At 64.2% G+C, this 25,618-nt stretch carries 34 protein-coding genes; 14 read left to right on the forward strand and 20 right to left on the reverse strand.

The window, feature by feature from the left end; all coding sequences use genetic code 11:
* Positions 1 to 14 precede the first annotated feature (14 nt).
* Positions 15 to 641 (forward strand): glutathione S-transferase family protein, encoded by a 627-nt coding sequence (locus AC1RRT_RS01305; RefSeq protein ID WP_493011840.1) that lies wholly within the window; start codon positions 15 to 17, stop codon positions 639 to 641.
* A gap of 6 nt (positions 642 to 647) precedes the next feature.
* Here AC1RRT_RS01305 and AC1RRT_RS01310 read toward each other — a convergent pair whose 3' ends face one another.
* Positions 648 to 2,024 carry a serine hydrolase domain-containing protein gene (locus tag AC1RRT_RS01310; protein WP_493011841.1) on the reverse strand — a complete coding sequence of 459 codons (1,377 nt, stop codon included), beginning with the start codon at positions 2,022 to 2,024 and terminating at the stop codon, positions 648 to 650.
* Between the two features lie 143 nt (positions 2,025 to 2,167).
* Here AC1RRT_RS01310 and AC1RRT_RS01315 point away from each other — a divergent pair, with 143 nt between their 5' ends.
* The gene (locus AC1RRT_RS01315) at positions 2,168 to 2,965 is read left to right on the forward strand and encodes a fumarylacetoacetate hydrolase family protein (protein WP_493011842.1); all 798 of its coding nucleotides are present in this window, start codon (positions 2,168 to 2,170) and stop codon (positions 2,963 to 2,965) included.
* Positions 2,966 to 3,018: 53 nt separating this feature from the next.
* Here the strand turns inward: AC1RRT_RS01315 and der are convergent, their stop codons facing one another.
* Genes der through AC1RRT_RS01330 form a run of 3 tightly spaced genes read right to left on the reverse strand, consistent with a single transcriptional unit; the run spans position 3,019 to position 6,459 of the window.
* Complete coding sequence (der, locus tag AC1RRT_RS01320) at positions 3,019 to 4,434, reverse strand: ribosome biogenesis GTPase Der (protein ID WP_493011843.1); 1,416 nt, start codon at positions 4,432 to 4,434, stop codon at positions 3,019 to 3,021.
* An 8-nt stretch (positions 4,435 to 4,442) separates the two neighbouring features.
* The gene (locus AC1RRT_RS01325) at positions 4,443 to 5,777 is read right to left on the reverse strand and encodes a PQQ-like beta-propeller repeat protein (protein WP_493011844.1); all 1,335 of its coding nucleotides are present in this window, start codon (positions 5,775 to 5,777) and stop codon (positions 4,443 to 4,445) included.
* A 31-nt stretch (positions 5,778 to 5,808) separates the two neighbouring features.
* Entirely contained in the window at positions 5,809 to 6,459 is a 651-nt protein-coding gene (locus tag AC1RRT_RS01330; RefSeq protein ID WP_493011846.1) for a tetratricopeptide repeat protein, read from the reverse strand.
* Between the two features lie 252 nt (positions 6,460 to 6,711).
* On the opposite strand from AC1RRT_RS01330, the gene AC1RRT_RS01335 reads away from it, so the two are divergent.
* From AC1RRT_RS01335 to AC1RRT_RS01350, 4 genes are all read left to right on the forward strand, one after another.
* Complete coding sequence (locus AC1RRT_RS01335) at positions 6,712 to 7,377, forward strand: hypothetical protein (protein WP_493011847.1); 666 nt, start codon at positions 6,712 to 6,714, stop codon at positions 7,375 to 7,377.
* A gap of 39 nt (positions 7,378 to 7,416) precedes the next feature.
* Positions 7,417 to 7,584 (forward strand): hypothetical protein, encoded by a 168-nt coding sequence (locus AC1RRT_RS01340; protein ID WP_493011848.1) that lies wholly within the window; start codon positions 7,417 to 7,419, stop codon positions 7,582 to 7,584.
* 147 nt (positions 7,585 to 7,731) lie between these two features.
* Positions 7,732 to 8,589 (forward strand): dienelactone hydrolase family protein, encoded by an 858-nt coding sequence (locus AC1RRT_RS01345; RefSeq protein WP_493011849.1) that lies wholly within the window; start codon positions 7,732 to 7,734, stop codon positions 8,587 to 8,589.
* Between the two features lie 63 nt (positions 8,590 to 8,652).
* A complete protein-coding gene (locus AC1RRT_RS01350) occupies positions 8,653 to 9,021 on the forward strand; it encodes an SET domain-containing protein (RefSeq protein WP_493011850.1) in 369 nt (122 codons plus the stop codon).
* A gap of 49 nt (positions 9,022 to 9,070) precedes the next feature.
* Here AC1RRT_RS01350 and AC1RRT_RS01355 read toward each other — a convergent pair whose 3' ends face one another.
* From AC1RRT_RS01355 to hutH, 3 genes are all read right to left on the reverse strand, one after another.
* A complete protein-coding gene (locus AC1RRT_RS01355; protein WP_493011851.1) occupies positions 9,071 to 9,340 on the reverse strand; it encodes an HU family DNA-binding protein in 270 nt (89 codons plus the stop codon).
* A gap of 426 nt (positions 9,341 to 9,766) precedes the next feature.
* Positions 9,767 to 10,081: an EthD family reductase gene (locus tag AC1RRT_RS01360; RefSeq protein WP_493011852.1), complete on the reverse strand. Its 315-nt coding sequence runs from the start codon at positions 10,079 to 10,081 to the stop codon at positions 9,767 to 9,769.
* 130 nt (positions 10,082 to 10,211) lie between these two features.
* Positions 10,212 to 11,735, reverse strand: a complete 1,524-nt coding sequence (gene hutH, locus AC1RRT_RS01365) for a histidine ammonia-lyase (protein ID WP_493011853.1) — start codon at positions 11,733 to 11,735, stop codon at positions 10,212 to 10,214.
* Positions 11,736 to 11,932: 197 nt separating this feature from the next.
* On the opposite strand from hutH, the gene AC1RRT_RS01370 reads away from it, so the two are divergent.
* The 6 genes from AC1RRT_RS01370 to AC1RRT_RS01395 all read left to right on the forward strand — a co-directional run bounded on the left by AC1RRT_RS01370 (position 11,933) and on the right by AC1RRT_RS01395 (position 16,234).
* Positions 11,933 to 12,877: an ABC transporter substrate-binding protein gene (locus AC1RRT_RS01370; protein ID WP_493011854.1), complete on the forward strand. Its 945-nt coding sequence runs from the start codon at positions 11,933 to 11,935 to the stop codon at positions 12,875 to 12,877.
* A 27-nt stretch (positions 12,878 to 12,904) separates the two neighbouring features.
* Positions 12,905 to 13,684, forward strand: a complete 780-nt coding sequence (locus AC1RRT_RS01375) for an ABC transporter permease (RefSeq protein ID WP_493011855.1) — start codon at positions 12,905 to 12,907, stop codon at positions 13,682 to 13,684.
* Positions 13,681 to 14,469: an ABC transporter ATP-binding protein gene (locus AC1RRT_RS01380; protein WP_493011856.1), complete on the forward strand. Its 789-nt coding sequence runs from the start codon at positions 13,681 to 13,683 to the stop codon at positions 14,467 to 14,469. Before AC1RRT_RS01375 ends, AC1RRT_RS01380 begins: the two co-directional genes overlap by 4 nt.
* Positions 14,470 to 14,616: 147 nt before the next feature.
* Complete coding sequence (locus AC1RRT_RS01385; RefSeq protein WP_493011857.1) at positions 14,617 to 14,826, forward strand: dodecin family protein; 210 nt, start codon at positions 14,617 to 14,619, stop codon at positions 14,824 to 14,826.
* 40 nt (positions 14,827 to 14,866) lie between these two features.
* Positions 14,867 to 15,286: a GNAT family acetyltransferase gene (locus AC1RRT_RS01390; RefSeq protein WP_493011858.1), complete on the forward strand. Its 420-nt coding sequence runs from the start codon at positions 14,867 to 14,869 to the stop codon at positions 15,284 to 15,286.
* A 75-nt stretch (positions 15,287 to 15,361) separates the two neighbouring features.
* Positions 15,362 to 16,234 (forward strand): NAD-dependent epimerase/dehydratase family protein, encoded by an 873-nt coding sequence (locus AC1RRT_RS01395; protein WP_493011859.1) that lies wholly within the window; start codon positions 15,362 to 15,364, stop codon positions 16,232 to 16,234.
* A gap of 6 nt (positions 16,235 to 16,240) precedes the next feature.
* Here AC1RRT_RS01395 and AC1RRT_RS01400 read toward each other — a convergent pair whose 3' ends face one another.
* The 7 genes from AC1RRT_RS01400 to AC1RRT_RS01430 form a co-directional block, all read right to left on the reverse strand.
* A complete protein-coding gene (locus tag AC1RRT_RS01400; RefSeq protein WP_493011860.1) occupies positions 16,241 to 16,753 on the reverse strand; it encodes a DUF1993 domain-containing protein in 513 nt (170 codons plus the stop codon).
* Positions 16,754 to 16,863: 110 nt separating this feature from the next.
* Positions 16,864 to 17,232 carry an ArsC family reductase gene (locus AC1RRT_RS01405; protein ID WP_493011861.1) on the reverse strand — a complete coding sequence of 123 codons (369 nt, stop codon included), beginning with the start codon at positions 17,230 to 17,232 and terminating at the stop codon, positions 16,864 to 16,866.
* A 33-nt stretch (positions 17,233 to 17,265) separates the two neighbouring features.
* Entirely contained in the window at positions 17,266 to 17,706 is a 441-nt protein-coding gene (locus AC1RRT_RS01410) for a MaoC family dehydratase (protein ID WP_493011862.1), read from the reverse strand.
* Positions 17,707 to 17,845: 139 nt separating this feature from the next.
* Entirely contained in the window at positions 17,846 to 18,343 is a 498-nt protein-coding gene (locus AC1RRT_RS01415; RefSeq protein WP_493011863.1) for an SRPBCC family protein, read from the reverse strand.
* 14 nt (positions 18,344 to 18,357) lie between these two features.
* The gene (locus AC1RRT_RS01420) at positions 18,358 to 18,891 is read right to left on the reverse strand and encodes an SRPBCC family protein (protein ID WP_493011864.1); all 534 of its coding nucleotides are present in this window, start codon (positions 18,889 to 18,891) and stop codon (positions 18,358 to 18,360) included.
* Between the two features lie 28 nt (positions 18,892 to 18,919).
* Positions 18,920 to 19,429 (reverse strand): SRPBCC family protein, encoded by a 510-nt coding sequence (locus tag AC1RRT_RS01425; protein WP_493011865.1) that lies wholly within the window; start codon positions 19,427 to 19,429, stop codon positions 18,920 to 18,922.
* Positions 19,426 to 19,764 (reverse strand): ArsR/SmtB family transcription factor, encoded by a 339-nt coding sequence (locus tag AC1RRT_RS01430; protein ID WP_493011866.1) that lies wholly within the window; start codon positions 19,762 to 19,764, stop codon positions 19,426 to 19,428. Before AC1RRT_RS01430 ends, AC1RRT_RS01425 begins: the two co-directional genes overlap by 4 nt.
* Positions 19,765 to 19,900: 136 nt before the next feature.
* On the opposite strand from AC1RRT_RS01430, the gene AC1RRT_RS01435 reads away from it, so the two are divergent.
* On the forward strand, positions 19,901 to 20,692 hold the full coding sequence (locus AC1RRT_RS01435) for a potassium channel family protein (RefSeq protein WP_493011867.1): 792 nt from the start codon (positions 19,901 to 19,903) through the stop codon (positions 20,690 to 20,692).
* Between the two features lie 28 nt (positions 20,693 to 20,720).
* Here AC1RRT_RS01435 and AC1RRT_RS01440 read toward each other — a convergent pair whose 3' ends face one another.
* The 6 genes from AC1RRT_RS01440 to AC1RRT_RS01465 form a co-directional block, all read right to left on the reverse strand.
* Complete coding sequence (locus AC1RRT_RS01440; RefSeq protein ID WP_493011869.1) at positions 20,721 to 21,119, reverse strand: RidA family protein; 399 nt, start codon at positions 21,117 to 21,119, stop codon at positions 20,721 to 20,723.
* 13 nt (positions 21,120 to 21,132) lie between these two features.
* Positions 21,133 to 22,317: a formate-dependent phosphoribosylglycinamide formyltransferase gene (gene purT, locus AC1RRT_RS01445; protein WP_493011870.1), complete on the reverse strand. Its 1,185-nt coding sequence runs from the start codon at positions 22,315 to 22,317 to the stop codon at positions 21,133 to 21,135.
* 104 nt (positions 22,318 to 22,421) lie between these two features.
* On the reverse strand, positions 22,422 to 23,639 hold the full coding sequence (locus AC1RRT_RS01450) for an MFS transporter (RefSeq protein ID WP_493011871.1): 1,218 nt from the start codon (positions 23,637 to 23,639) through the stop codon (positions 22,422 to 22,424).
* A 27-nt stretch (positions 23,640 to 23,666) separates the two neighbouring features.
* Complete coding sequence (locus tag AC1RRT_RS01455; protein ID WP_493011872.1) at positions 23,667 to 24,086, reverse strand: GFA family protein; 420 nt, start codon at positions 24,084 to 24,086, stop codon at positions 23,667 to 23,669.
* A 91-nt stretch (positions 24,087 to 24,177) separates the two neighbouring features.
* The gene (locus AC1RRT_RS01460; protein ID WP_493011873.1) at positions 24,178 to 24,642 is read right to left on the reverse strand and encodes an SRPBCC family protein; all 465 of its coding nucleotides are present in this window, start codon (positions 24,640 to 24,642) and stop codon (positions 24,178 to 24,180) included.
* The gene (locus AC1RRT_RS01465; protein ID WP_493011874.1) at positions 24,639 to 24,971 is read right to left on the reverse strand and encodes an ArsR/SmtB family transcription factor; all 333 of its coding nucleotides are present in this window, start codon (positions 24,969 to 24,971) and stop codon (positions 24,639 to 24,641) included. Before AC1RRT_RS01465 ends, AC1RRT_RS01460 begins: the two co-directional genes overlap by 4 nt.
* 147 nt (positions 24,972 to 25,118) lie before the next feature.
* Between AC1RRT_RS01465 and AC1RRT_RS01470 the strand changes: the two genes are divergently transcribed.
* Positions 25,119 to 25,592: a VOC family protein gene (locus AC1RRT_RS01470; protein ID WP_493011875.1), complete on the forward strand. Its 474-nt coding sequence runs from the start codon at positions 25,119 to 25,121 to the stop codon at positions 25,590 to 25,592.
* The last annotated feature ends 26 nt before the right edge of the window (positions 25,593 to 25,618 follow it).

The following is a 25,618-nucleotide window of genomic DNA, read 5'->3' on the forward strand; positions in this document are numbered from 1 at the left end:
CTGCGAGACCCGCCATGCCGACCATCCTGGGCAAGCCTGAATCCATCAATGTGCGCAAGGTGCTGTGGACCTGCGCCGAGATCGGTCTGGACTACAGCCACGATCCCAACTGGGGCGGTGCCGGCCGCTCGACCCGCGAGGCGGAGTTCATCAGCCTCAATCCGCATGCGCTGGTGCCGGTGCTGCAGGATGACGGCGTGACGCTGTGGGAGTCGAACAGCATCGTGCGCTATCTCGCCGCCAAGCATGGCCGCCACGACCTGCTGCCCGCCGATCCGGCCGGCCGCGCCCGCGTCGAAATGTGGATGGACTGGCAGGGCGGCGATTTCAATGGATCGTGGCGCCATGCCTTCCTGGGACTGGTGCGCAAGAACCCCGCCTTTCAGAACGCGGCCGAGATCGAGCGCTCGATCCGTGAATGGACCGCACAGGTGGCGAGCCTCGATGCGCAACTGGCCCGCACCGGTGCCTATGTCGTCGGCGACAGCTTCACGGCGGCCGATATCGTGATCGGCCTGTCGGTCAACCGCTGGTTCATGTCGCCCATTGAGCACCCCGCCTTCCCGGCGGTGTCCGCCTATTACGACCGCCTGAGCCACCGGCCTGCCTTCATGCAGCATGGCCGCAATGGCCTGCCCTGACCGGCATCAGCGTTTCTTCTTCTCGTAACGATTGATCAGTTCTTTCGCCGCCCTGGCCTCGCTCTGCATCGGCCAGCCGGCAAAATTGACCTCGGCGATACGGCCGCGCGCATTGCGCTTGAGCAGGACATCCTCGCCATAATTGCCAAAGCCGCCAGCCTGGCTGATCCGGGCGCGGTCCTTGCCCGTGATGGTCAGCTCGCTGCAATCCACGAAAGGGCTGAAAGCGAAAGGATTGGCGGCCAGCACCTTGCCCGCCACCGGCACCAGATCGGTCGGTCCATGCGGACCCCACCAGCGTCCGGCCCAGCCGGCGGTGCGCCGCGCCGGCGCGCCATGGCGGGCGAAGGTGCGCAGGACATTCACGATGCCGTCGAGCCAGGGGCCGGCCAGACCATCGCCGGAATTGGTCAGCACTGAAATGGCGATGTCCTGATCCGGCAGCACGATCGTGCGCGTGATGAAACCGGGAAAGCCGCCGCCATGGCCGGCCCAGGCCCAGTCGCCAATCTGGCCGCTGGCAAGGCCAAGGCCGTAATAGCTTTCCGTCATGCTGTAGGGATCGCGCCAGTGGCGGCGGATCATCTCGCGCCGGCTGGTCGCCGACAGCAGGCTGCGCTTGGCCTGCGGCGCAAGCTGCGCATAGAACCGCGCCAGATCGGCCGCGGTGCTGACGAAGCCGGTCGCCGGCGCCATCGCATGGGTCGGCATCTGCGCCGGAATGGTGACGCGGCGATCCAGCAGCGCCTTGCCGCTGTAGCCCTTCGCCAGCTTGCCGCGCAAGGCCGGCCGCATGTCGGGATCGGTCTCGGTCAAACCGGCCGCTTCGACGATTTCGCGCCGCATCCAGTCGACATAACGCTCACCGGTCACCGCTTCGATGACAAGGCCGAGCAGACCATAGCCGTGATTGGAATATTTCAGCCGCGTCGCGGCGGCAATCACCGGTGCCGGCGTCAGTTCGCGGCGAAGTGCTGCATCATCCAGGAACGGCTTGGTCTCGTGCCAGAAGCCGGGATCGGCGCCGTCGCGGCTGATGCCGGCGCCATGCGACAGCACCTGCTGGATCGTGGCTTCGCCGATCCTGGGATGCAGGCCGTCGACATACTCGCTGACCGGATCGTCCAGCCGCAACGCGCGCTGCTCGCGTAGCTTCATGATGCCGGCGGCGGTGAAGCTCTTGGAATGCGAGGCGACGCGGAAACGGTGCCGCGGCGTCATCGGCAGTTTTTTCTGCACATCGGCGTAGCCGTAGCCGCGCTCGAAGACGACGCGGCCGCGATGCGTGATGGCAACGGTGGCGCCCGGGCGCTGGAAAATGCGCATCTGGAATTCGAGCCATTGCGGCATGTAGTCCAGTGCAGCCTTCAGCCATTTATCCATGCCGCGTCCCGCCCTGATTTCGCTGGTATGCGGCGTGCCGCAGTCCAACCAGCAGTTATTGATGGAAAAGTTATGCCGATGCCACGACCGCCCTGCCGTCGAATCGTATAGACTGGCGGCAACAATAAAACAGGAGGAACCCTATGAACCAGACCCGTCGCGACCACCTGAAGACTGCTGCCCTGGGTGCCGCCAGCCTCGCAATTGCCGGCGCGGTTGCCAACACCGCCGAGGCGGCTGCACCGCCCAAGCCGGCCTTCACGGTCAAGCAGACCACCATTCCCATTGTCGGCTCGGACCAGGTGTTTCCGGTGCGCCGCATCTACTGCATCGGCCGCAATTACGCCGCCCATGCGCGCGAGATGGGTTCCGATCCCAACCGCGAGCCGCCCTTCTTCTTCCAGAAGCCGACCGATGCAATCCAGCTGGTGCCGGCTGGCGGCAGCGTCGACCATCCCTACCCCACGCTGACCAAGAATTACCATCACGAGGTGGAGCTGGTGGCGGCGCTGAAATCCGGCGGACGCAACATCCCGACCGACAGGGCGCTGGAGCATGTCTACGGCTATGCGCTCGGCCTCGACATGACGCGCCGCGATCTACAGCGCGCCATGGGCGACGAGAAGAAACCCTGGGAGATCGGCAAGAGCTTCGACATGTCGGCGCCCATCGGCCCGATCCATCCGGTGGCCAAGACCGGGCATTTCACCAAGGGCGACATCTCGCTCGCCGTGAACGGCACGGTGCGGCAGAAATCCGATCTCGCCAACATGATCTGGAGCGTGGCCGAGCAGATTTCGAAACTCTCGGAGGCCTTCGAGCTGAAGGCCGGCGACATCATCTATTCAGGCACGCCGGAGAATGTCGGCCCGGTGGTGAAGGGCGACGTGCTACTGTGCAAGATCGCCGGGCTTCCTGATCTGTCGATCAAGATCACCTGATCGCCGCGCACATGTGAATGCAAAAATGGGCAGCGAAGGCTGCCCGTTTTCATTTAATCGTCATCATTGACGAAGGGATTCTTGCCCTTGCGCAGATGCATGCGGATCGGCACGCCCTTCAGGTCGAAGATGTCGCGCAGGCCGTTGATCAGGTAGCGCAGGTAGGATTCAGGGATGAACTCGGCGCGCGGCGCGAACAAGGCAATCGTCGGCGGGCGCGCCTTGACCTGGGTGGCATAGCGGATGCGCACGGTGCGGCCGCCCGCCAGGGGCGGCGCATTGCGCTGAGTCGCTTCGTCAAGCCAGCGATTGAGCTGCGCGGTGCGGATACGGGTGTTCCAGCGCTGATACTGCAGCATCACGGCGGGCAGCAGGCGATCCAGATGGCGGCCGGTAAGCGCCGAGAAAGTGATGACCGGAACGCCGCGCGCCTGCGGCAGCGAGCGCTCCAGCCGGTCCTCGATATCCTTCAGCGTGAGCGCGCGGTCATCGACCGCATCCCACTTGTTCACCGCGATGACCAGGGCGCGGCCCTCGGTCAGCACATGGTCGGCGATGGTCAGGTCCTGCTTGTCGAAGCCGAGCGCGCCGTCCAGCACCAGCACCACGACCTGCGCCATGCGGATGGTGCGCAAGGAGTCGGCCACCGACAGCTTTTCCAGCTTCTGCTCGACGCGTGCCTTGCGCCGCATGCCGGCGGTATCGACCAGGCGGATCTCACGGCCCTCATATTCCCATTTGATGGCGATGGCGTCGCGCGTCAGGCCCGGCTCCGGGCCGGTCAGCAGGCGGTCGCTGCCGATCAGCTTGTTGATGAGCGTCGACTTGCCGGCGTTGGGCCGGCCGACAATGGCGAGCTGGATCGGGCGCGAGGCATCATCGATCGGCGTCTCGGCATCGGGGTCGATGTCGATATCGGCCTGCACGTCATCGAGCAGGTCGGTCTCGTCGCCGGGAACAGCGTCGCTGCCGCCATGGCCGATGTATTTCAGCAGCGCCACGGCCAGATCATACAGCCCCTCGCCATGCTCGGCCGAGACCGGCAGCGGATCGCCAAAGCCCAGGCCATAGGCTTCGCCCACGCCGGTCTTGCCTGCCCCGCCCTCGCATTTGTTGGCGAGCAGCAGCACCGGGGTCTTCTGCTTGCGCAGCCAGTTGGCGAAATGCTTGTCGTCCGGCGTCACGCCCATGCGGCCATCGATGACGAACAGCACCGCATCAGCCTCACGCACCGCCGTCTCGGTCTGCAGCCGCATGCGGCCGGCCATCGTCTCGCTGTCGGCATCTTCCAGGCCGGCGGTATCGACGGCGATGAACTCCAGGTCGCCCAGGCGCGCCGCGCCCTCGCGCCGGTCACGCGTCACGCCCGGCGTGTCGTCGACAATAGCAAGCCGCTTGCCCACCAGACGGTTGAACAGCGTCGACTTGCCGACATTGGGTCGGCCGACAATGGCAATCTTGGCAGGCATTGGTGTCCTTAACGCAGCGCGATCAGCTTCGCGTCGTCGGTTACGATATAGACCGTGCCATCAGCGACCACCGGCGGCTGCGCCGCCTTGTCGGAGAGCGCCATCGCGCCGATCAGGTCGCCGGTATAGGGCGACAGCGACAGCACGCGCTCGTCGGTGGACGCCACCAGCAGACGGTCGCCGGCCAGCACCGGGCCATACCAGGTGATGATGCCCTTGTTGGTCTTGGCCTTGGGGTCTTCATAGCGGCGCAGCTGACGGATCCACTTCACCTTGCCGTCACGGCGCGACATGCAGACGATCTCGGCGTCGATAGTGATGGCGTAGATGAAGTCGCCGGCAACCCAGGGCGTCTGCACGCTGGGGATGACGCGTTCCCAGACGCGCTCGCCGCTGCGCAGGTCGATGGCGACGAAGCGGCCCGACTGGCTGACGGCGTAGACGCGGCCGCGGTCGATCACCGGACGGCCGTTGATGTCGTTGAGCGCGCCGGCCTGGCTGATGCGGGCCGAGGTGCGGACGAGCTGCTCCGACCAGGCGACGACACCGGTATCGGCGCGTAGCGCCAGCAGTTCGCCCGAGGAATACGGCGTGATGACGATGTTGTTCTCGATCGCCGGATTGGCGGCGCCGAGGAAGCCGGCCGCTTCGGCGATGCCGGTATGGGTCCAGAGTTCCTCGCCGCGTTCGATGTCGAGCGCATGCATCTGGTTGTCATAGGTGATGACGAAGACACGGCTGCCATCCGCCGACGGCGCGCCGCGGATCGGCTGCTTCAGCGTGGCGACCCAGAAGGCGCGGCCGCTGCCCGGCTCCAGCGCGACCACGTCGCCATAGCCGGTGGTCACGAACAGCTTGCCGGCGTGATAGGCCAGGCCACCGCCCAGCGCGCCTTCATCCTCGCGCTTGGGCGTCAGGCTGACGCGCCACAGCCGGCGGCCGTTGGCCACGTCGAAGGCGCTGACGCGGGCTTCGGAATCCATGGTGAAGACGCGGCCTTCGGCCACGACAGGTTGGGCCAGGATCTTCTGCGAGTCATCGGCGGCCGAGCCGATATCGGCGCTCCAGGCGCGGCGCAGGCTGTCGCCCACCGCCAGATGCTGCATCGCATGCCCGGGATAGCCGCCGCCCTGCGGCCAGTCCGGATTCTTCCACGGCTTGGGCAGGCTGACCGGCGTATCAGCCAGCTGCGGATCAGGATCGAGCTGGCTGTCGAAGGCCAGCACGGAAATACGCTCGCCGACGATGGCCTGCGGCTTCTCGGTGGCACCGAACCAATCCTCCACCGTATCGCAGGCGGCGAGGCTGACAGCAGCAAGAACCAGAACGGCGAGGCGCTTCATGGACGGGCTTTCTGTTTACTGGACGGGCTGTTTACTGGACTGGGCCGCCGAGAGCGGCGAGCAGTTCGGTCGCCCGGCCACGCAGGCCGGTGGGCACCAGCGGATCATCGGCCAGTGCGGTGAGCTGCTTGCGCGCGCTCTCCGTGTTGCCCGCCTTGAGATCGACCAGCGCCTGCATCTCGCGCGCATTGGCCGACCACGGGCTGTCGTTCTTGATCACGGCGAGACGGCCACGCAGCTGATCCGCATCCAGCGTGTCGAAGCCATGGAAGGCGGCGAGATAGCGGGCGAGATCGCGGAAGCTGGCCTCGACACCGCTATCGGCGGCGATGGCGTCATAGGTGGCGATCGCGCCGGTGATGTCCTTGGCCTCGACCAGCAGGGCGGCCTGCTGGAAGCGAGCGATCTGCGCATAGCCTTTCGGCGCGGTCTTGGAGAGATCGGCGAGCGCTTGCGCGGCCTCGGCCGGCTTGCCGGCCTGCGCCTGGTTCAGCGCGGCGGTGAAGGCGGTCGCGGCGGCATTGGCCTTGTCGGTTTCCCAGCTCTTCCACACCTGATGGCCGGCCACGGCCAGCAGCAGCAGGATGACGGCGCCGATGGCGAGCGGGCTGTACCGTTTCCACAGCGCCTCGATCCGGTCGCGCCGGACATCCTCGTCAACTTCCTCAATGAAATTGGCCACGCCACACTCCTCAAGCGACAACAGGCCGGCCCGTTGCACGCAGGTCGGCCTGAAAAGCGGCCGTACCTTACCCGGATCGCCCGGCGATGGCAAAGCCCGGAAGACTCCCAAATTTTCCAGTAACCTTTTGATAACTCTTAGACTCTTGGCAAGAATCGGAAAAACGGCTAGGCTCGCGCCACATTAGGGAAAAACAAGGGCGACTGTCGCCCGACTCGCCGGTCAGGCGATCCGCTTCGAGGGGGGACCTTCATGCGTCGACTTTGGATTGCAGCGGCGGCCGTTTCTGCCGCTTTCGTTGCCGGTTTTGCGCCGCTCGCCGCCCAGGCCCAGGGCAAACGCGACAAGCCCACTGCGCCGGTGCCGTTCGAGGCCGAACGCGCCAAGGACCGCGGCAATGACCGCGGCATCATCCGCCTCAACGAAGACGTCACCCGCCTGCCCAGCTATCGCGTGATCGAGCTGCCGGTGGTGGATGGGCGCCTCGGCGAGCATGCCCGCCTCGATGACGTCGAGATCTTCTTCCCCTATGGCAGCATCGTGGTTGCCACCGCCGAATTCCACAAATACCGCCCCTCCCTGATCGCCAGCAGCGCCGGCAATGACGTGCCCGACGGCGTCGCCGATCCGAAATATGATCGCGTGAAGAGCTTCGACCGCCATCTGGGCAAGGTCTGCGCCAGCGAAAAGACTGTGGATGGCGGCAAGATCGAGATGCGCATCAGCCCGGAGCGCGTGCTCTCGGTGGTGCATACCCTGCCGGCGAAGTACCACGGCCCGACCGCCACCGACAATCCGTCCTACAAGGTGGTCAGCGGCCTGGAGATGCGTTTCCTCTCCTTCAAGGAGCCGGGCGCGGATTCACTCTATCGCCAGTGCCAGCGTCCAGGCGGCACCAAGGTGTCTTCGGCTGACTGACCGCAGCGTCATTCACACCGCGTCTTTCAGGGCGGCGAGATGAGTCAGGCAAACTGGCTGCAACTCGCCGCCCTTCTCATGTGCGTGCTGCTGATTCTTCCGGCCGCGCTACGCCTGCCCTGGAAGAGTGGTCGCATTCTGCTGTTCGTCGCGATCTGGCTGGCGATCTTCGCCGCCATCAGCTTCGGCTATTCGCTCTTCAGCTGAGCCACGCACCATTTGAATGGTCCGCCGCCCAGGCGGTTTATTTCAGCGGATCGCAGCCGTTCTCACGCCTTTGTTATCGACAAGAGGGGGGGCCTCCCCACTATCCTGTCGCGTCTGTTTTGCCGGCTATTTCCCGAGGAGGAATATATGAACGCCGATCTGCTCGCCCTGATGCCGAAAGTCGACTTCAACCGCCGCAGCTTCATGGCCACCAGCCTGATCACCGGCTTCACCGTGGCCGCCGGCCCGGTGATGGGCCAGACCGCGATCAAGACTGATGACACCGGGCTTACCGCAGGCGAAGTGAACATCCCGGTGCCCGGTGGCACCATGAAGGCCTATCGCGCCCAGCCCGCCGGCAAGGGCCCCTTCCCCACCATCCTGGTGGTGCAGGAAATCTTCGGCGTGCATGAATACATCAAGGACACCTGCCGCCGCTTCGCCAAGCAGGGCTTCCAGGCCATTGCCGGCGACCTCTATGCCCGCCAGGCCGACATGAGCAAGGTGACCGACATGGCCGGCGCGCAGGCTGCCGCCGCCAAGGTGCCGGATGCGCAGGTGATGGCCGATCTCGACGCCACCGCCGCCTGGGCCGCCAAGAACGGCGGCAACCCGAGCAAGCTGGGCATCACCGGCTTCTGCTGGGGCGGCCGCATCACCTGGCTCTATGCCGCGCATAACCCGAAGGTGAAGGCCGGCGTGGCTTGGTACGGCCGCCTGGTCGGCCAGTCGACCGAGCTGACGCCGAAGCATCCGATCGATCTGGTCAAGCAGCTGAAGGCACCGGTGCTCGGCCTCTATGGCGGCGCCGACCAGGGCATCCCGAACGACACCGTCGAGAAGATGAAGGCGGCGCTGGAAGCCGAGAAGAAGTTCGCCGTCTTCTACGTCTATCCCGACACGCCGCATGCCTTCCATGCCGACTATCGCCCGAGCTACCGCAAGGAGCAGGCCGAGGATGGCTTTGGCAAGGCCGTGGCCTTCTTCAAGATGCGGATGGGCTGAGTCCACTGCCTGACTGAACCGGGAGCATGCTAGGCTGACGCCGCAAAAACGGAGTCAGCCGGCATGCTTCTCATTCCGACCTACACGGCCGCCAGCGCTATCCAGGGCGTGGGCCTCTTCGCGGCGGAGCCCATCAGGAAGGGCACGCTGATCTGGCGCTTCGAGCCGGATTTCGACCGCATCATCCCGCAATCTATATTCGAGACACTGCCGCCGCCGGCGCGCAGCTTCGTCGACCGCTACGGCTACGTGACGCCGCAGATCCCGGGCGGCTGGGTGGTCAGCCTGGACAACACCCGCTTCATCAACCATGCCGCCACGCCCAACACCGACAACACCACGCCGCTGACCTATGCGGCGCGCGACATCGCCAAGGATGAAGAGATCACCTGCGATTACGGTGAGTTCTGCGAGAGTTTCGATCTGGATTAAAAAAGGCCCGCTAAATAGCGGGCCTTTTGCATGCCGTACGGCGAAAGGTTTACAGGCGGCCCTTCAGGCTTGTCGATGCCTTGAAGCGCACCGACTTGGAAGCCGCGATCTTGATCGTCTCGCCAGTCTGCGGATTGCGGCCCTTGCGGGCGGCGCGCTTGGACACCTTGAAGGTGCCGAAGCCGACAATGGTGAAGCTGCCGTCTTTCTTCAGCGACTTGGCCATCGCCTCGAAAATGGCATCGACCGCTTCACCGGCCGAGGCCTTGGTGCTGCCGGCGGTCTCGCGCACGATCTCGATCAAATCAGCCTTGTTCATGACCCTCTCCCAAATCTGCGGATATCTACGCCCGCCTAACAGAATCGGACGATCCGCAGCGGGTACCCCGAGGTAACATATCCGCCGGCCCATACAAGCCGCGCCGAGACGTCAAAAACCCTTGTGCAGCGCGGAGAATCGGCGGTTGCGCGATTCGTAGCCGTCACAGCCCGGTGAGGTGGCGTTTCTTCCCCAAGATCGCGCTTTTTGACCGAGATCAAATCCGACGTCCGCGGACGCGGCTAGCATGCATCATGACCACTGAAGACATGGAGCCGTGACATGCCGCTTGTCGAACAGCTTTATCTTGCCGGCGTTATCGCCGCCTTCACGACCTTTGCTGTCGCGCTGGCCTTCTGCAGCCTGACCTCGTCGAAGGCATAACCCTTACATCGCCAGCAGATCGCGCCTGACGCGCCGAATCTCCTACCCCGCAACAACTTCGCTGATCTGCACGATGGGCGTGATGTCCGTATAGTTGGGGACATCCGCAACGATCTCCGCGCGGTGGCGACCGAACGCCTCCTGGAATATCCCCAGGGTCGGCGAGTAGATGTGGCACGCCGCGACGAACTGCGGCGTGCTTCCAGGTGCACCACCCGCAAGGCCCTTATCGATCTCGTAGCGCAGACAGGCATCGCCGAGCCGTTCCTTGATCAGTGGCAGGTGGCGGGTGCGGTAGTAGTCGTGATCGAACTTCGAGCCGCTATTGGCCGGGTAATAGACGCTCATCTTGATCATGGTCGGACTCCTGTCTGAACGCTTCTCCGAGCGTCCGGGGGGGCTTTTTAGCCCACCGACCGTAAAGTGCCTTCAGATTTTGGCTGAAGCGAGTCAGACGAAGGCAAGGCAGCGATAAAGAGTGCGTGACCTAGATCAGGCGTGCATCCAGCAGGCGGCGTAGCGCGCCGTCCTGCACCAGCGCTTTCGCCGCCGCCAGATCGGGCGCGAGATAACGATCCTCGGGCATGAAGGCAACCTGATCGCGCAGGATCGCTTGCGCCGCCGAGAGACGCGGCGAGGTGGCGAGCGGCTTGCGAAGGTCGATGCCCTGCGCCGCCGACAGCCATTCGACCGCGAGAATGCCGGCCAGGTTTTCCGCCATGGCCAGCAGGCGATAGCCCGCATGCGCCGCCATCGAGACATGGTCTTCCTGGTTGGCCGAGGTCGGGATGGTGTCGATGCTGGCCGGGTGGGCGCGCTGCTTGTTCTCTGAGGCCAGCGCGGCCGCCGTCACCTGCGCGATCATGAAGCCGGAATTGATGCCGGGATTGGGTGCCAGGAAGGCCGGCAGGCCGCTGAGCACCGGGTCGACCAGCAGCGAGATCCGGCGTTCGGCGATATTGCCGATCTCGGTCAGCGCAATCGCGATCATGTCGGCGGCAAAGGCCACCGGTTCGGCATGGAAATTGCCTCCCGAGAGAATCTCTCCCTCGCCAAAGACCAGCGGATTGTCCGATACGCCATTGGCCTCGCAACCCAGCGTGACGGCGGCGTTGCGCAGCAGGTCGAGCACTGCACCCATCACCTGCGGCTGACAGCGCAGACAGTACGGGTCCTGCACGCGCTCGTCGCCGGTGCGGTGCGAGGCGCGAATCTGCGAACCTTCCAGCAGATGCAACAGCAGGTCGGCCACCACGATCTGGCCAGGTTGGCCGCGCGCGGCATGAATGCGCGGATCGAAGGGCGTGTCGCTGCCGGCTGCCGCATCGGTGCTGAGCGCGCCGGTGACCAGCGCCGAGGCCGTCATGTCTTCGGCCGCGAACAATCCCGCCAGCGCCAGCGCGGTCGAAACCTGCGTGCCGTTCAGCAGCGCCAGACCTTCCTTGGCGCCCAGCGTCAGCGGTTGAATGCCGGCCTTCTTCAGGCCGTCGACGGCAGGATGCTCGACGCCATTGATCCGCACATTGCCTTCGCCGATCAGCGGTAGCACCAGATGCGCCAGCGGCGCGAGATCGCCCGATGCGCCGACCGAGCCTTGCGCCGGCACACAGGGCAGCACATCGGCATTAAGCAGCGCACAGAGCGCGACGATGGTGTCCCAGCGCACGCCGGACAGGCCCTGTGCGAGTGAATTGATCTTCAACAGCAGGATCAGGCGCACGATGGCATCGGGCAGCAAAGGCCCCGTGCCCACCGCATGGCTGAGCACCAGGCGGCGCTGCAGTTCCGCCACCTGATCGGGCGCGATGCGCACCTTCGCGAGTTTGCCGAAGCCGGTGTTGATGCCATAGACCGGCGCATCGCCATTGGCCGCCTGCGCCACCAGGCGCGCCGCGTTATCCACAGGTGCGCGTGCCGCATTATCGAGCACAACACTGATCGCGCCGGTCGAGCGATACAGCGCGGCCACATCCTTCAGCGGTAGTTTTCCGGGCACCAGTGAATAGCGCATGGCGAGTCTCCGCTGCATCCGATGAAGGCAGGGTAAGGCCGGCCGGGTTCACTTGTCTATACATGATTATTTGTCTTGCCGTCTTTCCCGGCACGGTCTTTAATTGTGCATCTGCGTTGTGGCCATGAGGGCCGCAACGTCCCCATTTTGGGGACATGACATAAGAGCGGGGGTTCTGAGACATGACGAAGACTTGCATGCCGAAGTTTGGGATGATGGCTGCTGCCACTGCAGCCCTTCTCGCTGCTGCGCCGGCAATGGCGCAGGACAAGATCGTACTGGGCATGAGCGGCTGGACCGGCTTCGCGCCACTGACGCTGGCCGCCGAGGCCGGCCTGTTCAAGAAGAACGGCGTCGATGTCGAGATCAAGTTCATCCCGCAGAAGGAACGTCACCTCACCGTCGCGGCCGGCGCCACCCAGGCGGTCGCCACCACGGTTGACACCTATGTGGCCTGGTCGGCCGCCGGCATCCCGCTGACCCAGGTGCTGCTGCTCGACAAGTCCAAGGGCGGCGACGGCCTGGCCGTGCGCAACACCATCAATTCGGTGAAGGACCTCAAGGGCAAGACCATCGCCGTCGATGGCGCCGGTACCACGCCGTATTTCGTGCTGATGGTGATGCTGAAGCGCAATGGCATGGGCCCGAAGGACGTGCAGTATGCCACGCTGGCCCCGAACCCGGCCGCGCAGGCTTTCGTCGCCGGCCAGTATGATGCCGCCTCGACCTACGAGCCGTATCTGTCCTCGATCCGCAACGCGCCGAATGCCGGCAAGATCCTGCACACCACCATCGAATATCCGGTCGTGGTCGACATGGTTGCCTTCCAGCCCGACTTCATCAAGAAGAACCCCAAGACCGTGCAAGGCGTGGTCAACGGCTTCTTCGACGCGCTGGAGATGATCAAGAAGGAACCGGCCAAGTCGAATGAGATCATGGGCGCCAAGGTGAAGCAGAGCGGCGAAGACTTCGCCAAGTCGGCTTCGTTCATCGCCTGGCAGGACAAGGCCGCCAACCAAGCCTACTTCAAGGGTGACCTGCAGGCCTTCATGAAGGAAGCAGCCGATATTCAGCTCGAGTCCGGCGTGATCAAGGCGATCCCCGATCTCAAGCCCATGGTCGACGACAGCTTCATCAAGTAAGTCACCTTCTTTCAGTCAGGATTTTAAGTGTTCGATCCGCTTAAACCCGTGTCCCCAGGGCGGCGCACCGCCCTGGGGATTCTGTTCTTCGTGGTGTTCTTCGTTCTCTGGGGCGGCGTCACCTTCGGCGGCATCGTACCGCCGCTGTTCCTGGCCGACCCGCTCAAGGCCGCAAAATCCGGCATCGAGCTGTTCACCCAGTATAATTTCCATGCCGATGTCGCGATCACCATCTGGCGCGTGCTGGGCGGCTTTGTCATCGCCGCCGTCTGCGCCGTGCCGCTGGGCATCCTGATGGGCGCCTTCAAAAGCGTGGAGGCTTTCTTCGAGCCCTTCATCTCCTTTGCCCGCTACCTGCCCGCCTCCGCCTTCATCCCGCTGCTGATCCTGTGGGCCGGCGTGGGCGAAGCGCAGAAATTCTCCGTCATCATCATCGGCTCGTTCTTCCAGATCGTGCTGATGGTTGCCGTGATCGTCGGCGGCAGCCGCATGGACCTGGTCGAAGCCTCCAAGACGCTGGGGGCAAAACGCTCCGGTATCGTGCTGCGCGTGCTGCTGCCCGGCGCACAGCCGCAGATCGCCGAAACGCTGCGCCTGGTGCTGGGCTGGGCCTGGACTTATGTGATCGTCGCCGAGCTGATCGGCGCGCAGAGCGGCATCGGCCATATGATCATGGACAGCCAGCGCCTGCTGGATACCGGACAGATGATCTTCGGCATCTTCATCATCGGCCTGATCGGACTGATCTCCGACTTCCTGTTCAAGCAGGCCAACCAGCGCCTCTATCCCTGGTATTTCATCAAGTGAGCAAGCTTCGCATCGAAAACGTCAGCCGTGTCTTCCCCGGCGTGCGCGGCGGCCAGCCGACCCGCGCGCTGGAGCCGACCACGCTGTCGGTCGAGGACAACGACTTCATCACCGTGCTGGGCCCGTCGGGCTGCGGCAAGAGCACGATGCTGCGCATTGTCGCCGGCCTCGACCAGCCGACCACCGGCCAGGTGCTGCTGGACGGCATGGCCGTCACCCAGCCCGGACCGGATCGCGGCATGGTGTTCCAGTCCTACACCCTCTTCCCCTGGCTGACCGTGCGGCAGAATATCTGCTTCGGCCTGCGCGAGAAGAACGTGCCCGAGAAGCGGCAGAACGAGATCGCCGACCATTACATCAACCAGGTCGGCCTGCGCGGCTTCGAGAATCATTTTCCCAAGATGCTGTCGGGCGGCATGCAGCAGCGCACGGCGCTGGCACGCGCGCTGGCCAACGACCCGAAGATCCTGCTGCTGGACGAGCCCTTCGGCGCGCTGGACAACCAGACCCGCGCGCTCATGCAGGAGCTGCTTCTTGGCATCTGGGAGGCCGACCGCAAGACCGTGCTGTTCGTCACCCATGACATCGACGAAGCCATCTTCATGGCCAACCGCGTGCTGGTGATGACCGCCCGCCCCGGCAAGGTGAAATGCGACATCGCGATCGACCTGCCGCATCCGCGCCATTACACGGTGAAGACCACGCCGGAATTCGCAGCTTATAAAGCACGCCTTACAGAGGAAATCCGCGTGGAGTCGATCCGTGCCGCCCAGAGTGAGCATTAGTCTTCCCGACCGGCTCAATATTCCACTTCCGCGCCCCTGGTAACCGGTCTAGGCTCCGTGGCCCGTCACAGAAACGGGTTCACATGCTGCGCATCGTCGCGGCGGTTCGCGATGGCCCGCAGCCCAACAGGCAACCGGGAGAACGTCATGGCCGATAGTGTCTATAAAGTCATCGAAATCGTCGGCACCAGCAAGGATTCCTGGGAAAAGGCGGCGAAAGTCGCTGTCGACCGTGCCGCCAAGTCGTTGCGCGATTTGCGCGTCGCCGAAGTGGTGCAGCTTGATATGCAGATGAATAACAGCAAGATCGAAGCCTACCGCGCCAAACTCAAAGTCTCGTTCAAATACGAAGGCTGACATCGGAGATCACGGCATTGCGGCCGGACCTGTTTTAAGAATGAATATACGCTCATACCTCCCCATCGACCGCGATGCCGTGATTGCCCTGTGGGAAGCCTGCGACCTGACGCGGCCATGGAACGACCCGGGCAGCGACATCGCCACCTGCATCTCCAAGCCGGAATCGACCATCCTGGTCGGAACCGACAAGGACGGCGCCGTGATCGCCACCGTCATGGTCGGCCATGACGGCCATCGCGGCTGGCTCTACTACCTCGCCGTCTCGCCCGCCCTGCAGAAGGGCGGCATGGGCCGCCAGATGGTGACGGCGGCCGAGGACTGGGTGAAGGCGCGCGGCATTCCGAAAGTCATGCTGATGGTGCGGCCCGAAAACGACAAGGTGCGCGCCTTCTACGAGGCGCTGGGCTACATCGAAGAGCCGCGTGTGATCTTCAGCCGGCGGTTTGACGGCAAATAACCTTCCGCTACGTCGGCCTTGAGCAGCGCCCGCCTGCCGTCCTAGGCTTCCGGCCCGTGCAGGAGGAAGCCAGCCATGACAGACGCCATCGCCATCCTGGGCGGGAACGGGGTTTATGCCCGCCACCTGATCCCGCGGCTGATCAACGCCGGCCATCCAGTCACCGCCATCGTTCGACGCCCCGAAGCGGCCGGCGTGGCGCGCGCCTGCGGCGCCACGGTGAGGACTGGGGACATCTTCGACACGGACTCGATGGCCGCCGCCTTCGCGGGTTGCAGCATCGCGATCAACCTGGCCACCACGCTGCCCGGGCCGAGTGGACGCGGCGACTTCGCCGCCAATGACCGCTTACGCGTCGAAGGCGCGCCCAACTTCATCGCTGCCTGCCGCGAGGCTGGCGTTGGCCGCATCATCCAGCAGAGCATCAGCTTCGTGAATGCATCGGGCAGCGACGCCTGGAGTGATGAAGACCATCTCTATACGCCAACCGCCGACACCATCGCCACGCGCGCCATCCATGCTGCACTGGAAATGGAAGAGACTATCGCAGCGTCAGAGCTGAACTGGATCATCCTGCGTGGCGGGCTGTTCTATGGACCCGGCACCGGCTTCGACGACCGCTGGTTCGGCAGCGCGGCAGCCGGCAAGCTGCGCATTCCGGGCGACGGCACGGATTACGTCTCGCTGGTGCATATCGCCGACATGGCGGATGCCACCGTCGCCGCCGTGCAGCGCTGGCCATCGCGCCAGCGGCTGATTATCTGCGACGACGGCCCGGCGCCATGGGGCGATGTGTTCCGCTTCATCGCCGAGAGCCTGAACCTGCCCGCGCCCGAAACCGGCGCACCGGCAGGCTTCCCGTCCTTCCGGCTGAAGAATGCGCGCGCCAGGGCCGCCCTGAACTGGCGGCCCTTCTACGCGACGTTCCGGCAGGGGTTCGGACGCTGACGCGCCTCAGCCGGTGAAGGCGCCGAGATAGTCGCGCTTCACCAGCGGCAGACCCTTATGCCGCAGGATGTCGTAAGCCGTGACGACGTGGAAATAGAAGTTGGGCAGCGCGAAGGCCAGCAGATAGTTCTGGCCGGTGAAGCTCAGTTCCGCCGTGGCCGTCTTCAGGGTGACCGGGCGCGTCGCAGCCTCGTCAAAGGCCTTGGCGTCGACACTCTGAATGAAGTCGCGCGTCTTCTTGATCCGCGCCTGCAGCTCGGCGAAGGTCTGCTCGGTATCGGGATCGCTGGGCGGCGTCACGCCCGCGGGGCGCGCCACGCCGAACTTGGCCGCATCACAGGCCGACTGGATCTGGCGGGTCAGCGGGAACATGTCCGGCGCCAGCCGCGCGTCCAGAATCTCGGCGGGCTTCAGGCCCTTCTCGGCCGCATAGGCCTCGCCCTTGGCGAGCAGCGCCGACAGCACGTCGAGCGCACGGGTGAAAGCCGGCACCGAGGCCTGCTGCATGGACAAAGACATTCGAATCTCCCAGATAAGGCTGGCAGCCCTTCCCTCCGGGACTGGAGGACCCTCCGCTGCCAGGTCCGTCCCCAGTTAGGGGACGGGTGCCGAATGGCAAGAGGGACGGCTCAGCTCTTGGCGGCCTTTGCGCCCAGCGCCGCCGCGTAGGTCTCCGGCTTGAAGCCGGCCAGCAGCTTGCCGCGCCCCAGATCGAGGATCGGACGCTTGATCATCGAGGGCTGCGCCATCATCAGCGCGATGGCCTTTTTCTCGGTCAGGCCCTCGCGGTCCTTGTCCGGCAGCTTGCGAAACGTCGTGCCGGCGCGGTTGAGTACGGTCTCCCAGCCCAAGGTCGCGCACCAGCCTTCCAACGTGGCGCGATCGATGCCTTCGACCTTGTAGTCGTGGAAGTCATGGGCGACGCCATGGCTGTCGAGCCAGGTGCGCGCCTTCTTCATGGTGTCGCAGTTCTTGATACCGTAGATGGTGATCGCCACGAGGCTCATCCTGTGCTGTTGCTCATCCCATTATCATGCAGGACGGACCGGCACGACAACACGCACAGCAAACGTCTGCAGGATTTCGTCACGCTGGTTCTTGGTCTCGATGCGCATCCTGATCGAGCCGCGGTCAGGCCGCTTGGACGGGAATATCTCCATGATCTCGGCCTCGACCCGCAGCACGTCGCCCGGCCGGGTCGGCTGCGGCCAGTTGATCTCGCCACCCGCACCAAGAATGCCGCCGGCCAGCGGCGTGCATTGCACCAGCAGCTTCATGGTCAGCGCCGCCGTATGCCAGCCGCTGCCGGCCAGGCCGCCGAAGATGGTGCCTTTCGCCGCTTCGTTGTCGAGATGGAAGGGCTGCGGATCGAAGTCGCGCGCAAACGCCTTGATCTGCGCCTCGTCCAGCGGATGGCCGGGGCTGACAAAGCGCTGGCCGACCTGCAGGTCTCCGAAATACAGCTTGTCCATGATGCTGCCTCCCTGTTGGCGGGATTATGGAAGCGGATCGGCGCCCCTCGCTACTCCACAAAATGAACCTGACCAAAAATGATGGCGGCGACTCGCGAGTCGCCGCCACCGATCGTCGGGGAGGATGGTCCTTCGGCCGTTACTTCGCCGGGGGCAGGTAGCTCTCCAGCCGGTCCAGCGTGCCGGTCCAGCCCTGCTGCATGCTGTCCTTGCCGTCCTGGAAGACCTTGTGGCCGGCTTCCGGCGCATCATGGGGCGCCCAGCGCACGGTCAAACGGGTCTTGCCGCCGGGCTCTTCCTCGAAGGTGAAGGTGCTCAGCAGCTCGGCCGGCCACTCGGTGCTCCAGGGATTCTGGGCGATGTTGCCCTGCGCGTCGGCGAAGCTGCTGATCACCACCAGCTTGCCGGGCGCGGCGATCTCGCGGAACACCCAGCGGCCCCAGATCTGGAAACCGCCCGGCATCTTCAGGCCATAGTGGAACACGCCGCCGACGCGCAGGTCGATGCTGCACACCGTGACATCAGCCCCCGCCGGACCCCACCAGTGCTTGAGATGCTCCTCCTTCGTATGTGCATCCCAGACCAACTGGCGCGGCGCGTTGAAAACTCGGGTGATGACAAAATCGTCGTTCGACATGATGATGGTCCCTCTTACTTCTCGGCCAGGATCTTCAGATCGGCCAGGCCCTGCGCAAACGCGCCGCCGACCATCTTGTCCGGGTTCATGAACAGATGCATGACCTTGGCCCAGTAGGGGCTGTTGCCATACATCGTCCAGGTGACCTCGGTGCCGTCACCCTTCGGCTCGAAGCCGAATTCGACGAAGTTGTTGCTCTTGAACGGGCGGGTGAAGTCGAGGTTCATCTTGGTGCGCGCCGCCGTGATCTCGGTGATATGCAGGCTGCCGGCGCCAACGTCCTTTTTGCTGTCCCAGTCGTAATGCTGGCCCACGCCGGCCGGCGGACCGCTGTAGCTACGGGTCATGCCGGGATCCATCTTCTCCCAGGGCGACCATTCGACATGGCGGCGCAGATCGTTGATGTAGGGCGCGATCTTCTCCGGCGCCGCCTTGATGCTGGCGCTGCGGCTGACGCGGAATTCGTCGGGCCTAGTGGCGGCACAGACCAGGATGACGGCGAGGACGAGCACCAGCACGCCCGCCACGATGGCAAGGATCTTCAACATGGGGATGTCTTTCTGTTCTAGGGTTGGATCAGGTACGCATGACGACGGTTTCCAGGCGCTCGAGGCTTTGGGTGAAGCCTTCGCGATGGCCGTTCTTGTCCATGAATTCGCGGTCGGCCACGGTAGACAGCCGGGTGACCACGGTCAGCTTGGTCTTGTTATCTGGCGCATCCTCGAACTGGATGGCATGCACGGCATTGGGGACACGAAACTCATCCCAGGCACCCGTGCTGTTGTCGATCATCATGGTGTAGACCAGACGTTCGTTCTCGACGATCTCGCAGACCTCGCCTTTCAGCGGATGGTCGGTGCCCGCCGGGCCGCGCATGACGATGCGCAGCGCACCGCCCACGCGCGGTTCGATGTCGCAGACCGGATTGGTGTAGCCATGCGGCCCCCACCATTGCGCCAGTTGGCGCGCATCCACCCAGGCGCGGAAGACACGGGCACGCGGCGCATTGATCACGCGGGTGATGACGATCTCGCGGTCAGCGGCGGCTTCGGACTTGCCAGTTTTGGATTGGGCGGCACCGCTCATTTCCCGTCCTCCTCTGTCTGCATCGCGGTCAGGTAGGCATCCAGGCGATCGAGGCTGGCATCCCAGAACTTGCGGTATTCCTCAAGCCAGCCGGCGACATCGCGCAGCGGCCCGGCTTCCAGCTTGCAGGGGCGCCACTGGGCCTCCCGCCCCCTGCTGATCAGGCCGGCGCGCTCCAGCACCTTCAGATGCTTGGAGACCGCCGGCATGCTCATCTCGAAAGGCTCGGCCAACTCACCCACGCTGGCCTCCCCCAGCGCCAGACGGGCCAGGATGGCGCGGCGAGTGGGATCGGCGAGCGCGGCGAGCGTTGTGCTGAGATGATCGGCGGCCATGACGAATTAAACCATTCAGTTAAATAACCTATAGGTTTAATACAAAATCTCCCCCGTTGCGTCAACCGGGAAAATTGTCCATGAAATTCAGTGCGATGCGCCGATCCGGCGAGACTGCCCAGAGAAGGAAGCCCGCGTGACCCGTTCAGCCAGCGCCAAAGACTCGTTCCGGGACCGGCTCAGGGCGCTCTATTTCGGCGACAGCCGCCTGGGCCGCAATTTCCGCTACAGTCTGGTCGGCTTCGATGTGCTGACCATCGCGATCTTCATCGTCGAGGCTTCCTTCATCGAACCGGCTTGGCGCATACCGCTCGACTTCACGCTCGGCGCGCTGCTGACCATTGAACTGCTGGCGCGCCTTTATGCCGAGAACGAGCGCCGCAAATATCTCCTCACCTTTGCGACCGCGACCGATATCGCCGTGATCGCCTCGCTCTTCCTGCCGGTGCTGCTGGAGAATCTCGCCTTCCTGCGCGTGTTCCGCGCGCTGCGCCTGCTGCGCTCCTACCGCCTGCTGAAGGATCTGCGGGCCCACTCGCTGCGCTTCCGGCTCTATGAAGACGTGATCCAGCGCAGCCTGACGCTGGCCGTATTCATCTTCATCGTCACGTCTTTCGTCTATGTGTCGCAGCACAATATCAACAGCGGCATCAAGACCTATATCGACGCGCTGTATTTCACCATCACGACACTCACCACCACGGGCTTTGGCGACATCACGCTGGTCGGGCCAGGCGGGCGCCTGCTGGCGGTACTGATCATGATCGTGGGCGTCAGCCTGTTCCTGCGCCTGCTGCAAGCGATCTTCCGGCCCCATAAGGTGCGGTTCGAGTGTCCCGACTGCGCCCTGCAGATCCACGACATGGATGCCGTGCACTGCAAGCATTGCGGCCGCGTGCTGCCGATCCCCGATGAAGGTGCGGTGTGACCTCCTGCTGATCGGTGCCGCCCAGCCTTCAATCCAGTGTCGCGATCACTTCGATCTCGATCAGGAAATCCGGATTGACCAGCGCGGTGACGCCGACCAGCGTGCTGGCCGGATAGGGGCCATCGCCCAGCACACGACCGCGCGCGCCGCGCACCGCCGGCAGCTTGTCCGGCGTCAGGTCGACCACATAGGTGACCATCTTGAAGACCTTGGAGAAGTCTGCGCCGACCGAGGCCAGCGCGGCCTTCAGGTTGGCGAAGACCTGTTCGGTCTGCGCCGCGAGGTCACCCTTGCCGACCAGATTGCCGCTGGCATCCAGTGCGACCTGACCCGAGATATGCACCTGCCGGCCGGCCGGCACGACGGTGACATGGGTATAGCCGGTCGGCTTGGCCAGGTTTTCGGGGTTCTTGCGCTCGATGGTCATGTCAGGCTCCGCTTCACTTCTGATAGCTGATCTTCACCTTGGCCGCCGCCGCACGCGCGACCTCGCGAGCCTTGTCGCTATCGCCGGTTTTCACCCGCGCCAGCGCCACGCCCATGCGGCGGTAGGGCCGCGTCGTGGGCTTGTTGAAGATGCGCAGATCCACATCGACTGTGCCCGGTGCCGGCGATTGCAGGGCATCGGCAAGGCCGGAGACGGTGAATTCTGTCGCGTCACGATCGGCCAGGATCACTGCCGAAGCGCTCGGGCCATACTGAGTGATGCCGGGGATTGGCAGGCCTAGGATAGCGCGCGCATGCAGATCGAACTGGGTCAGGTTCTGCGAGATCATGGTCACCATGCCGGTATCGTGCGGCCGCGGCGACAGCTCGGAGAAGATGACTTCGTCATTCTTCACAAAGAATTCCACGCCGAAGATGCCGTAGCCGCCGAGATTGTCGACCACGGCCTTGGCCTGACGCTGGGCTTCGGCAACAGCCTTGTCCGACATCGGCGTCGGCTGCCAGCTTTCCTGATAGTCGCCGCGCTCCTGCCGGTGCCCGATCGGCGGGCAGAAGATCACGCCCTCGCGGGTGCGGATGGTGAGCAGCGTGATCTCGTAATCGAAGGCGATGAAGGCCTCGACGATCACGCGCTTGCGGTCACCGCGCATGCCGGCCACCGCATAGTCCCAGGCCTTGTCGACATCGGCCTGCACCTTCACCGTGCTCTGGCCTTTTCCTGAAGAAGACATTACTGGCTTTACGACGCAGGGAATGCCGACCTTCGCCACGGCCTCGCGCATGTCCTCCAGGCTCTCGGCATAGAGGAATTTCGACGTCGGCAGGCCGAGCTCGTTGGCGGCAACATCGCGGATGCGGTCGCGATTCATGGTCATCTGCGTCGCGCGCGCCGAAGGCACCACGTTGAAGCCGCGATCCTCGAAATCCTTCAGCACTTCGGTGCGGATCGCTTCCACTTCCGGCACAATGAAATCGGGCTTGTGCTTCTCGATGGTGGCGCCCAGCGCCGCGCCGTCCAGCATGGAGAAGACCTCGCATTCATCGGCCACCTGCATGGCCGGCGCGCCGGCATAGGCATCGCAAGCGATGACATGAGCGCCCAGCCGCTTGGCGGAAATCACGAATTCACGCCCCAGCTCGCCGGAGCCGAGCAGCAGGATTTTTGCAGTGGCAGTCATGTCCCCGTATCCCTGTGGAAAACGCCTAAACGCGGCCAAATTCACCTTTTTCTAGTGCATCTGGTCAGGCGTGGCTACAGACGGGAAACGGGGAACACCGACTTTCAGGCCGCGGCCGGCACCGGTTGCGTCTCCTTCGGGAAAGGCTTGAAGGTCAGGGCGATCAGGAAGGCGCCGATGCCCAGACCCCAGGCGCCGACATAGAGCCAAGTATAGCTGGCGAAGCTGTCGTAAATCAGGCCGCCGATCAGCGGCCCGGTCGCCATCCCGAAGCTGCCGGCCATCGCCGTACCCCCGATGACCGTGCCCATCATGCGCAGCGGGAAATTCTCGCGGGCAATGACGGAATAGAGCGGCATGGTGCCGGCATAGATAAAGCCGAACACCGCCGCCACCGTATAAAACGCGCCGAGATCGCGCACGAAGGCAAAGCCCAGCGCGGCAAAGGCCTGAGCCAGCAACCCCATGACCAGCACGCGCTTGGCACCGAAGCGGTCGCCGAAGATGCCGAAAGCGATGCGCCCACCCAGACCAGCCAGGCCCTCCACGCTGTAGATGGTGACCGCAGCCATCATGGGAATCCCACAGCTCACGGCGTAACTCACCGTATGGAAAATCGGGCCGGCATGCGTGGCGCAGCACAGGAAATATGTCAGCAGCAGGATGATGAAGGGCGACGACCGCAGGACCTGCCCCACCGACAGGCTGGATTGCACGTCTCCCGCCGGTATGGTCGCGGCAGCCTGCCTGTCGAGCGCCGGCGCGCGTCGCACCAGCAATGCTGTCGGGATCATGAGGACGGCCGCCAGCGCTGCGATGATCTGCAGCGAGACACGCCAGTCATGGACCGAGACAAGCCAGGCCGCCAGCGGTGACATGGTCATCGGCGCCATGCCCATGCCGGCAGAGACCAGCGACACGGCCAAAGCGCGATGCGTGTCGAACCACCCGGTCACGCAGGCCATCATCGGCGCGAAGATCGCCGCGGTGCCGCATCCGACGAACAGGCCGAAGACAAGCTGGAAGCCGAGCAGCGATGTCATCTGGCTGGCCGCCGCCAGACTGGCGGCCAGGATGCAGGAGCCGATCAGCACAACCCGGCGCGGGCCCCAGCGATCCGAGAGACTGCCCCAGGCCATGCTGCCCACGGCCATCGAGACAAAGGCGATGGTCATCGCAGTGGAGATGCCGGTCACCGACCAGCCCGTGTCCTTCGAGATCGGCACGAGGAACACGGGCAGCGAGAACATCGCGCCGATGGCGACGCAGCTCAGCACGCCGCCGGCCGCAACAATCACCCAGCGATATCGGGAATTGGTCATGTCATGCATCTCCGTTTACATCGCGGATCATGGCGCCGGCGGCATCCGGTCGAATTTCGGCAAGGCCGGATCGAGACGGTCCCAAGCGAAACCGCGCGCGGCATAGGTGACAACCTGCGGCACAAAGCGCGACGGATCGTCCAGACTGGCGGCGTGGATGGTGAACAGCGCCGGCATGGCCGAGAAAGTCAGATAGACCGGTGATCCGCAGACTGGACAGAAGCCGCTCGTCTTAACATGGCCGCTGTCGCCCGTCATGTCCCAGTGCGTCGCAGCTCCGGTGAGTTTGACGCCCTCGCGGCCGGCAAAGGTGAGATAGGAACCATGACCGGTGCCGCTCGCCTGCTGGCAGTGACGGCACTGGCAATGATTGGAAAATACCGGCTCGGCGGCAATCTCGTAGCGGATCGCGCCGCAGGCGCAGCCGCCGGTGTAAGCCTTGGTCATGTCCCGTCTCCTTCGACGCGGGTGCCCTGCCCGTTGGAGCACAGCGGCCCGAACGGTTGAAAACGTCAATCTTCCAGTGTGATGGCTTCGATCAGTCCAGGTCGTCGGCGACGCTGTCGAGGTTGCGCGCGCATTTGACCCAGCCCTGGCTCATGTTCGTATAGGCCGTGTCGTTCTTCGGCAGCACGAAACCGGAATGCTCCAGCCGCAGCCGCGTGCCGGTCTGCACCTTGGTCAGCGTGAAGGTCACGACCGTATCCAGCTTCGAGCCGTAGCCGACATTGCCCTCGTCACCACCGATCCAGGCGTAGGAGAAGCGCTCGTGCGGCTTCACCTCCAGCACCTGACAGCGGATGAGACCATCCCAGGCGCCGGCCGGTGTCGTCTTGAAGGTGAACCGGTTGCCCTCCACCGGCTCGAAGCCGGTCGGCTCCATCATCCAGCGCGCCATCAGCGCGCCGGTGGTGATGGCTTTCCAGAGAATCTCCGGCTTATGGGGGAAGACCTCGTCCACCACGATCGACTGCGCCTGCTGTTTGACTGCGAGATTGATCATGGATCAATGTCCTCCAGGAAAACGCGCAGCCGGTCGAGGCTCTCGCGCCAGAATACGCTGTAGTGGTTCATCCAGTCGGCCAGCGGCATCAGGCCTGCGGGCTGGGCCCGGTAATAGACGTTGCGGCCTTCCGGGCGCTCGATGACCAGTCCGGCCTGCTTCAGCGACTTCAGATGCTGTGAGACGGCGCCCTGGGTCACCCCGCTGCCGCGCGTCAGTTCGGCCACGGTGATCTCCCGGCTGCCGGCGACGCGCTCGAACACGGCGCGCCGGGTGGGATCGGCGAGCGCGCGCATAACGACAGAGATATCAACGCCTTCAGTGTTCATGGAGATTATATTAGCCATCACTTATTGATTAGTCAACACTAATCTGTTTATTTTCACCGGCCCCGCCGGAACGGGCGGGCCGCTTATGCCCTTGGATCATGCGCCGGCCTTTTCACCGTCTGGCGCCCGTCATGGAAGGAACAGCCGATGATGAAGGTCACGCAATGCCTCTGGTTCGCAAAGGACATGGAGGCGGCGCTCCGCTTCTACACGTCGCTGATCCCAGGTTCCTCGCTCGACTGGGACACTGCACTTGCCGCAGACTCGCCCAGCGGGCCGGCCGGCAGCGTGAAGATCATGGGCTTCACCCTGGGTGACCAGCGCTACATGGCCTTCGAGGCGGGGCAGCTCGCTCCGTTCAACCACAGCATCTCGATCATGGTCGAATGCGAAACCCAGGCCGAGATCGACCGCCTGTGGGACGCATTGGGCGACGGTGGACAGATCGAGCAATGCGGCTGGCTGCGCGACCGCTGGGGCCTGTACTGGCAGATCACTCCCAAGCGGCTGATGGAGCTGACGATGGACCCGGACCGCGCCAAGGCCAAGCGCGTGGCCGAAGCGATGCTGGAAATGGTGAAGCTGGATATCGCCGGACTGGAGGCTGCGGCGAAGGGATGACGCTTCTCCGCCCCGCTCCAACCGCG

This window comes from Ferrovibrio sp. GW821-FHT12B10 (genome assembly GCF_058807515.1).

Excerpts from the sequence above, each read along its gene's own strand:
- AC1RRT_RS01360 (WP_493011852.1), bottom strand. The coding sequence starts at position 10,081 with ATGATCAAGATGAGCGTCTATTACCCGGCCAATAGCGGCTCGAAGTTC.
- AC1RRT_RS01430 (WP_493011866.1), bottom strand. The coding sequence starts at position 19,764 with ATGGCCGCCGATCATCTCAGCACAACGCTCGCCGCGCTCGCCGATCCC.
- AC1RRT_RS01345 (WP_493011849.1), top strand. The coding sequence starts at position 7,732 with ATGAACGCCGATCTGCTCGCCCTGATGCCGAAAGTCGACTTCAACCGC.
- AC1RRT_RS01325 (WP_493011844.1), bottom strand. The coding sequence starts at position 5,777 with ATGAAGCGCCTCGCCGTTCTGGTTCTTGCTGCTGTCAGCCTCGCCGCC.
- AC1RRT_RS01355 (WP_493011851.1), bottom strand. The coding sequence starts at position 9,340 with ATGAACAAGGCTGATTTGATCGAGATCGTGCGCGAGACCGCCGGCAGC.
- AC1RRT_RS01395 (WP_493011859.1), top strand. The coding sequence starts at position 15,362 with ATGACAGACGCCATCGCCATCCTGGGCGGGAACGGGGTTTATGCCCGC.
- der (WP_493011843.1), bottom strand. The coding sequence starts at position 4,434 with ATGCCTGCCAAGATTGCCATTGTCGGCCGACCCAATGTCGGCAAGTCG.
- AC1RRT_RS01415 (WP_493011863.1), bottom strand. The coding sequence starts at position 18,343 with ATGTCGAACGACGATTTTGTCATCACCCGAGTTTTCAACGCGCCGCGC.
- AC1RRT_RS01335 (WP_493011847.1), top strand. The coding sequence starts at position 6,712 with ATGCGTCGACTTTGGATTGCAGCGGCGGCCGTTTCTGCCGCTTTCGTT.
- AC1RRT_RS01410 (WP_493011862.1), bottom strand. The coding sequence starts at position 17,706 with ATGGACAAGCTGTATTTCGGAGACCTGCAGGTCGGCCAGCGCTTTGTC.
- purT (WP_493011870.1), bottom strand. The coding sequence starts at position 22,317 with ATGACTGCCACTGCAAAAATCCTGCTGCTCGGCTCCGGCGAGCTGGGG.
- AC1RRT_RS01390 (WP_493011858.1), top strand. The coding sequence starts at position 14,867 with ATGAATATACGCTCATACCTCCCCATCGACCGCGATGCCGTGATTGCC.
- AC1RRT_RS01385 (WP_493011857.1), top strand. The coding sequence starts at position 14,617 with ATGGCCGATAGTGTCTATAAAGTCATCGAAATCGTCGGCACCAGCAAG.
- AC1RRT_RS01455 (WP_493011872.1), bottom strand. The coding sequence starts at position 24,086 with ATGACCAAGGCTTACACCGGCGGCTGCGCCTGCGGCGCGATCCGCTAC.
- AC1RRT_RS01350 (WP_493011850.1), top strand. The coding sequence starts at position 8,653 with ATGCTTCTCATTCCGACCTACACGGCCGCCAGCGCTATCCAGGGCGTG.
- AC1RRT_RS01450 (WP_493011871.1), bottom strand. The coding sequence starts at position 23,639 with ATGACCAATTCCCGATATCGCTGGGTGATTGTTGCGGCCGGCGGCGTG.
- AC1RRT_RS01340 (WP_493011848.1), top strand. The coding sequence starts at position 7,417 with ATGAGTCAGGCAAACTGGCTGCAACTCGCCGCCCTTCTCATGTGCGTG.
- AC1RRT_RS01465 (WP_493011874.1), bottom strand. The coding sequence starts at position 24,971 with ATGAACACTGAAGGCGTTGATATCTCTGTCGTTATGCGCGCGCTCGCC.
- AC1RRT_RS01370 (WP_493011854.1), top strand. The coding sequence starts at position 11,933 with ATGCCGAAGTTTGGGATGATGGCTGCTGCCACTGCAGCCCTTCTCGCT.
- AC1RRT_RS01315 (WP_493011842.1), top strand. The coding sequence starts at position 2,168 with ATGAACCAGACCCGTCGCGACCACCTGAAGACTGCTGCCCTGGGTGCC.
- AC1RRT_RS01460 (WP_493011873.1), bottom strand. The coding sequence starts at position 24,642 with ATGATCAATCTCGCAGTCAAACAGCAGGCGCAGTCGATCGTGGTGGAC.
- AC1RRT_RS01305 (WP_493011840.1), top strand. The coding sequence starts at position 15 with ATGCCGACCATCCTGGGCAAGCCTGAATCCATCAATGTGCGCAAGGTG.
- AC1RRT_RS01420 (WP_493011864.1), bottom strand. The coding sequence starts at position 18,891 with ATGTTGAAGATCCTTGCCATCGTGGCGGGCGTGCTGGTGCTCGTCCTC.
- hutH (WP_493011853.1), bottom strand. The coding sequence starts at position 11,735 with ATGCGCTATTCACTGGTGCCCGGAAAACTACCGCTGAAGGATGTGGCC.
- AC1RRT_RS01425 (WP_493011865.1), bottom strand. The coding sequence starts at position 19,429 with ATGAGCGGTGCCGCCCAATCCAAAACTGGCAAGTCCGAAGCCGCCGCT.
- AC1RRT_RS01400 (WP_493011860.1), bottom strand. The coding sequence starts at position 16,753 with ATGTCTTTGTCCATGCAGCAGGCCTCGGTGCCGGCTTTCACCCGTGCG.
- AC1RRT_RS01440 (WP_493011869.1), bottom strand. The coding sequence starts at position 21,119 with ATGACCATCGAGCGCAAGAACCCCGAAAACCTGGCCAAGCCGACCGGC.
- AC1RRT_RS01310 (WP_493011841.1), bottom strand. The coding sequence starts at position 2,024 with ATGGATAAATGGCTGAAGGCTGCACTGGACTACATGCCGCAATGGCTC.
- AC1RRT_RS01470 (WP_493011875.1), top strand. The coding sequence starts at position 25,119 with ATGATGAAGGTCACGCAATGCCTCTGGTTCGCAAAGGACATGGAGGCG.